General features: G+C 68.5%; 7 protein-coding genes. 6 read left to right on the plus strand and 1 reads right to left on the minus strand.

Annotated features, from left to right (window positions below; genetic code table 11):
* The first annotated feature begins 1 nt into the window (after nucleotide 1).
* The 6 genes from ACFE71_RS09170 to ACFE71_RS09195 are packed head-to-tail and all read left to right on the plus strand — an operon-like array spanning nucleotide 2 to nucleotide 6,171.
* Nucleotides 2-1,531, plus strand: a complete 1,530-nt coding sequence (locus ACFE71_RS09170; protein WP_375428493.1) for a type II and III secretion system protein family protein — start codon at nucleotides 2-4, stop codon at nucleotides 1,529-1,531.
* A gap of 28 nt (nucleotides 1,532-1,559) precedes the next feature.
* Nucleotides 1,560-2,192 (plus strand): CpaD family pilus assembly protein, encoded by a 633-nt coding sequence (locus ACFE71_RS09175; protein WP_375428494.1) that lies wholly within the window; start codon nucleotides 1,560-1,562, stop codon nucleotides 2,190-2,192.
* A complete protein-coding gene (locus ACFE71_RS09180; protein ID WP_375428495.1) occupies nucleotides 2,189-3,484 on the plus strand; it encodes a CpaE family protein in 1,296 nt (431 codons plus the stop codon). Before ACFE71_RS09175 ends, ACFE71_RS09180 begins: the two co-directional genes overlap by 4 nt.
* A 58-nt stretch (nucleotides 3,485-3,542) precedes the next feature.
* Nucleotides 3,543-4,517, plus strand: a complete 975-nt coding sequence (locus tag ACFE71_RS09185; protein ID WP_375428496.1) for a type II secretion system F family protein — start codon at nucleotides 3,543-3,545, stop codon at nucleotides 4,515-4,517.
* A gap of 12 nt (nucleotides 4,518-4,529) precedes the next feature.
* The gene (locus ACFE71_RS09190) at nucleotides 4,530-5,528 is read left to right on the plus strand and encodes a type II secretion system F family protein (protein ID WP_375428497.1); all 999 of its coding nucleotides are present in this window, start codon (nucleotides 4,530-4,532) and stop codon (nucleotides 5,526-5,528) included.
* Between the two features lie 52 nt (nucleotides 5,529-5,580).
* Nucleotides 5,581-6,171: a hypothetical protein gene (locus tag ACFE71_RS09195; protein WP_375428498.1), complete on the plus strand. Its 591-nt coding sequence runs from the start codon at nucleotides 5,581-5,583 to the stop codon at nucleotides 6,169-6,171.
* 67 nt (nucleotides 6,172-6,238) lie between these two features.
* On the opposite strand, the gene ACFE71_RS09200 is transcribed toward ACFE71_RS09195, so the two are convergent.
* Nucleotides 6,239-6,390, minus strand: a 152-nt coding sequence (locus tag ACFE71_RS09200; RefSeq protein WP_375428501.1) for a putative PEP-binding protein, incomplete at its 5' end; no start/stop codon positions are given.

Below are 6,390 nucleotides of genomic sequence, written 5' to 3' on the forward strand. Positions count from 1 at the left end.
AATGCGCTTCACGGCGATCCAAGCCCGGCCGCTGACCGCCATCATGGCGGCCGCGATCACCATCGCGGCCGCCCCCGGCGCGGCCCAGGCTCCCGACCGGGGCGACGCTCCCGCCATGTCGGCCGGCGCGACCACCATCCAGATCGGGACGGGACGTGGACGCCTGATCACCCTGGCGCGGCCGATGAGCGACCTGTTCGTGGCCGACGACGCGATCGCGGACGTCCAGGTCCGCTCGCCCACCCAGATATACGTCTTTGGCAAGAAGCCGGGCGAAACCACCGTGTCGGCGACGACCAAGGGCGGCTTGGTCGTGTTCGCGGCCAGCATCCGGGTCGGCAACAACTTCGATTCGCTGGGCGACATGCTGGCGCTGGCGATGCCCGACGCGAAGATCACGGCGACGCCGATGAACGGGCTCGTGCTCCTCACCGGCACCGTCGCCGGGCCGGAAGACGCGGCGGAGGCCGAGCGGCTGGTCCAGGCGTTCGTGGGCGACCAGACCAAGGTGCTGTCGCGCCTGAAGACCGCGACGCCGCTTCAGGTCAACCTCCAGGTGCGCTTCGCGGAGGTCAGCCGCAGTTTCGCGAAGAATATCGGCGTGAACCTCACTTCGCTAGACCGTAGCGGCGGGTTCCTGTTCGGGATCGGATCGGGCCGGAGCCCGGGCACGATCACGCCGGGCACGGGCGGCACCGGCTTCACGTTCCGGCCCGGGACGCAGCGGACGACGCTGGGGCTGGCGGGCAACCTGCTCGGGCTCGACCTGCTCGGCGCGATCGATCTGGGGGAGACGATCGGCCAGGTGACGACGCTCGCCAACCCGAACCTGACCGCGCTGTCGGGCGAGACGGCGACCTTTCTGGCGGGCGGTGAGTTTCCCATCCCGATCAGCCAGGGGCTGGGCGCGGTTTCGATCGAATACAAGCAATACGGCGTCAGCCTCGCCTATACGCCGACCGTGCTGTCGGACGGGCGCATCTCGCTGCGCGTCCGGCCGGAGGTGTCGCAATTGACGGCCGACGGATCGGTGCAGATCGAAGGCACGACGATCCCGGCGCTGACCACCAGGCGCGCGGAAACGACGCTGGAGCTGGGATCGGGCCAGAGCATGATGATCGGCGGGCTGCTCCAGAGCAGCCACAATAACTCGGTCGACAAGACGCCGGGGCTGGGCAGCATCCCGATCCTGGGTGCGCTGTTCCGGTCGAACGGGTTCCGGCGCAACGAGACAGAGCTGGTGATCATCATCACGCCCTATCTGGTCAAACCGGTCAATAACGCGGCCGACATCGCGCTGCCGACGGACGGCTATCAGGCGGCGAGCGACGTGCAGCAGCTGCTGCTGGGCAAGGTCGACGGGGGCCTGGGCGGCGGACGCCGGCCGGTGCCGACGGTGGCCGGACCCGGCATGCCGCCGACGATCGGCGCGGCGGCCCCCGTCGCACCGGTCCCGACCGCCGATCGGCCGCAGCCGGGGACCCGGTCGCGTCCGGGCAAGCGCGATGTCGCGCCCGGCTTCTCCAACTGACCGCTCGGTTCAAGCTAGGACGATCCCCATGCCCACACGCCCCCTCCTGATGGCCACCGTCGTCGCCGCGCTGACGCTCGGCGCGTGCCGGGGCACCGAAAATCGCGGTCTCGAATCGGTTCACCAGCCGGTCGTGGACCGGGCGGACTATACGCTCGACCTGCGGACGACGGGCGACATGCTCGCGGGCGGCGAGGCGGCGCGGCTGGCCGGGTGGTTCGATGCGATGCGGCTGAGCTACGGCGACCAGGTCTCGGTCGACGACGACGGCGCAGGCCCCGGCGCCAGCGCGGAGGTCGGCGGGATCGTGGCCGGATACGGATTGCTGGTCGCGGGCGCGGCCGCCGTGACCGCCGCGCCCATCGCGCCCGGCACGCTTCGGGTGATCGTCAGCCGGCGGCGCGCGTTCGTGCCGGGCTGCCCGGACTGGAGCCGCGACGCCTCGCTCGAGATCGGGAGCAACACCTCGTCCAACCACGGCTGCGCGGTGAACGCGAACTTGGCGGCGATGATCGCCAACCCCGCGGACCTCGTGCGCGGGCGCACCGGCCCGGGGGCGACCGATCCGCTGCTGTCGACCAAGGCGATCGACACCTATCGCAAGGCGCCCGCGACCGGCGCCGCGGGCCTGAAGGCCGAGAGCGCGGGAGGACGCAAGTGAACGCCCCCTGGAAGCCCGTGGGCGCGGGCACGCGCGAGCCGTTCATGGCGTTCGTGTGCGACGACTCGACGGCCGATCTCGTCAAGCCGGTCGTGCTAGAACTCGGCTGGAACCCGGACAAGGTCAACAAGGGCGGCCTGCGCGCCGCGGTGCAGGCGCTGTCGGTGTCGGCGAGCCCGCACGTGCTGTTCGTCGACCTGTCCGAGTCGGGTGATCCGATCAACGACATCAATTCATTGGCCGAGGTATGCGAGCCAGGCACGGTGGTGATCGCGTCGGGGCAGGTCAACGACGTCAGGCTATACCGAGACCTGGTCGCCAGCGGCATCCAGGATTACCTGCTCAAGCCCCTGTCGCCCGATATGATGCGCGATGCGTTCGGACATGCGCAGGCGATGCTGAACGCCCCCAGGCATGTCGAGGCGAGCGTCGAGCGACCGCATTGCTCGACCGCGGTGATCGGCGCTCGCGGCGGGGTCGGCGCGTCGACGCTGGCGACGTCGCTCGCCTGGCTGATCTCAACCAAGGAGGGGCGCTCGACCGCGCTCCTCGACCTGGACGTGCATTTCGGGACGGGGGCGCTGTCGCTCGATCTGGAGCCGGGGCGCGGGCTGACCGACGCGATCGAGAACCCCAGCCGGATCGACGGGCTGTTCATCGAACGCGCGATGGTGAAGGCGTCGGAGAAGCTGTCGGTGTTGTCGGCCGAAGCACCGATCAACTCGCCCGTACTGACGGACGGGGCGGCGTTCTACCAGCTGCAAGAGGAGATGCGGTCGGCGTTCGAGGCGACGGTCGTCGACCTGCCGCGCGGCATGCTGGTCCAGCACCCACACCTGATCAGCGATGTCCAAGTGGCGGTGATCGTCACCGAGCTCACGCTGGCGGCGGCGCGCGACACGATCCGCATCCTGTCGTGGATGAAGTCGAACGCGCCCAATACTCAGGTGCTGGTGGTCGCGAACAAGCTGCACGCGCCCGCGCAAGCCGAGATCAGCCGCAAGGATTTCGAGGGATCGATCGAGCGCAAGATCGATGTGTCCGTCATGTTCGACCAGAAGCTCGCGTCGCAAGCGGCCAAGCTGGGCAAGCCATTCGCCGAGGCGGGTAAGAACTCCAAGACGGTCGCGCCGCTACTCGAGCTGTTGGCGCGTGTCGGCGGCGCGGCCGAGGTCGTGGCGGGCGCGGCCAAGGGCGCGAAAGGCAAGAATGCGGGCGCGAAGACGGCCAGCGGCGGATCGCTGCTCGGCAAGATCAAGGGCCTGATCGCCAAAAGGGCGGGCAAGAAGTGACGCCGGGACGCCGCCTGTTCGGCGAGACCCCGATCGTCGGCGAAAGCGGGCGCGCGCGATGAGCGTGATGTCGACCATGCTGATCGCGATCGGCGCTTTCCTGCCGCTGGCGCTGCTGGCATTGGCGTTTTCCGCTCCTTCGACCCAACGCGCGCAGGCGCGCCGCATCGCGGGCGTGCGCGGGCGTCACGGGGACGTTAAAATAGTCGCGCTCGACACGCAGCTGCGCAGGATCTCCGCGACGCGGGACACCAAGATGGACCTGGCGTTCGGGCGCATCCTGCCCAATCCCGCGGTCCTGGCCAAACGGCTGGCGATGACGGGCAAGAGCTGGACCGTGGGCCGATACGGCGCGGCGACCGCGGGCATCGCCGTCGTGACGGCGGGGCTCGCCTGGTCGCAGGGCGCGCCGCTGCTCCTCGCGCTGCTGCTCGGGTCGTTCCTGGGCATCGGTTTGCCGCACATGGTCGTCGGCATGACGATCGGTCGGCGCGTGGGCAAGTTCACCAAGAAGTTTCCCGACGCGATCGAGCTGCTGGTGCGCGGCCTGCGTTCGGGCCTGCCGATCTCCGAGACGATCGGCGTGGTGGGGCACGAGGTTCCCGGTCCGGTGGGCGAGGAGTTCCGCGGGATCTCCGACAAGATGAAGATCGGCCGGTCGATGGACATGGCGTTGCAGGAAACGGCCGACAGGCTCGGCACACCCGAATTCCAGTTCTTCACCATCACGATCGCCATCCAGCGCGAGACCGGCGGCAACCTGGCGGAGACGCTGGCGAACCTGGCCGACGTTCTGAGGAAGCGCGCGCAGATGAAGCTGAAGATCAAGGCGATGTCGTCCGAATCGAAGGCGTCCGCCTACATCATCGGCGCGCTGCCGTTCGTCGTGTTCGTCATGATCTACAACATCAACCCGACCTACATGACGCAGTTCTTCATCGACGAGCGGCTGATCGCGATCGGCCTGGGCGGCCTCGTGTGGATGGCGATCGGGGCCGGGATCATGGCCAAGATGATCCGGTTCGAGATCTAGGGACGGATGGCGATGGGAATGGGCCGGCCAACGATGTTGCTGGGCGTCGACGTGATGTGGGCGGCGACGATCCTGACGGCGATCGCGACGTTCGCGGTCATGCTGGCGCTGTACGCCGCGCTGACGGTGCGCGACCCGATGGCAAAACGGGTCAAGTCGCTGAACGAACGGCGCGAACAGCTGAAGGCGGGCATCACCGCATCGACCAAAAGACGCGCCAAACTGGTCCAGCGCAACGACACGACCGACCGGATCCGCACGTTGCTGCAATCGATGAAGGTGCTGCAGGACAGTCAGGTCAAGCAGGCGCAGATCAAGCTGATGCAGGCGGGCATACGGTCCAAGGAGTGGGCGGTCGCGGTCATATTCGGCCGGATGGTGCTGCCGATCGTGATCGGCGGCGGCATGGCGCTCTGGGTCTACGGAACCGACTATTTCGCGGAATGGTCGACGCTCAAGCGGTACGGACTGGTCGCCGGGTCGCTGATCCTGTCGTACAAGGCGCCCGACATCTTCCTGAAGAACAAGATCGGCAAGCGGTCGGACGCCATCCGCAAGGGGCTGCCCGACGCGCTCGACCTGCTCGTCATCTGCGCGGAGGCGGGGTTGACGGTCGACGCGGCTTTCCACCGCGTCGCCAAGGAACTGGGCCGCGGCTATCCGGAGCTTGGCGACGAGTTCACGCTGACTGCGATCGAGCTGGGCTTCCTGACCGACCGACGCACCGCGTTCGACAATCTGGCGATGCGCGTCGACCTGGAGGCGGTGAAGGGCGTCGTCACCACCATGATCCAGACTGAGAAATACGGTACCCCCCTCGCCTCCGCGCTACGGGTCCTGTCGGCGGAATTCCGCAACGAGCGGATGATGCGCGCCGAGGAGAAGGCCGCGCGGCTGCCCGCGATCATGACGGTGCCGCTGATCCTGTTCATCCTGCCGGTGCTGTTCGTGGTCATCCTGGGCCCGGCGGCCTGTTCGATCTCCGATACGATGTCGAGCGGGGCGATGTAGGGGAAACCGTTGGCGGGATGGTTCGTTGTACTTCCGTAACAGGGGAGAACGGATGATGCTGACGACGCCTTCGGACTGGATCGCGCTGGCGCTGGCGCTGCTCGGCGGGTTGTTGCTGGGGCTGGCCTTCGCGCCGCGCGGGCGTAAGTGGCAGGACCGGTACGCGACCGAGCGCGACGCGCATGCGGCATTCCGTCGAGACTCGGAGTCGCGGCTGGCGGGTTCGGACGCGCGCATCCGTGAAATGGAGACCGAGCGGACGCGGTATGCCGGATCCGACGCGCGGATCGCGGAACTCGAGCGCGAGCGCGAGGCGCATTCGGCGGAGCTGGCGCGGGAGCGCGAGGCGGCGTCCCTGTCGCAGGCGCGGGCGACGGAGATGGAGCGCGATCAGGCTCGGCCGGCGGCGGCGGACCCGCGCATCGCCGAGCTGGAGCGCGACCGGGTGTCCCTGGCGCGGGCGCAGACGCGGATCGCCGAACTGGAGCGGGAGAATGCGCGGTTGGGTCAGGCATCGGGCGTGGCGGTGCCAGTCGCCGCGTCGGTCACGCCCGTCACGCGCCGGGTCATGGGCGAACGGTCCAAGAGCAGCTGGTTCGACTTTGGTCCGAGATCGGACCCGCGAGCACACCCACGAGATTGACCGTCCCGGCGCTGGAAGGAGCTCAGTTCACCCCTCTCCCGCGAAGGCGGGAGAGGGCTTTGCGGATTTAGCGGCGCAGCGCGGCCTGTGCGGCGGCCAGGCGGGCGATGGGAACGCGGTAGGGGGAAGCCGACACGTAGTCGAGCTTCACCGTCTCACAGAAGTCGATGCTGGCGGGGTCGCCGCCGTGTTCGCCGCAGATGCCGAGTTTCAGGTCGG

It is taken from the genome of uncultured Sphingomonas sp. (assembly GCF_964237155.1).
Taxonomy (GTDB): Bacteria; Pseudomonadota; Alphaproteobacteria; order Sphingomonadales; family Sphingomonadaceae; genus Sphingomonas.

What these genes read in the sequence shown, in the direction of transcription:
- ACFE71_RS09170 (WP_375428493.1), top strand. Translation starts at nt 2, where the DNA reads ATGCGCTTCACGGCGATCCAAGCCCGGCCGCTGACCGCCATCATGGCG.
- ACFE71_RS09175 (WP_375428494.1), top strand. Translation starts at nt 1,560, where the DNA reads ATGCCCACACGCCCCCTCCTGATGGCCACCGTCGTCGCCGCGCTGACG.
- ACFE71_RS09185 (WP_375428496.1), top strand. Translation starts at nt 3,543, where the DNA reads ATGAGCGTGATGTCGACCATGCTGATCGCGATCGGCGCTTTCCTGCCG.
- ACFE71_RS09190 (WP_375428497.1), top strand. Translation starts at nt 4,530, where the DNA reads ATGGGAATGGGCCGGCCAACGATGTTGCTGGGCGTCGACGTGATGTGG.
- ACFE71_RS09195 (WP_375428498.1), top strand. Translation starts at nt 5,581, where the DNA reads ATGATGCTGACGACGCCTTCGGACTGGATCGCGCTGGCGCTGGCGCTG.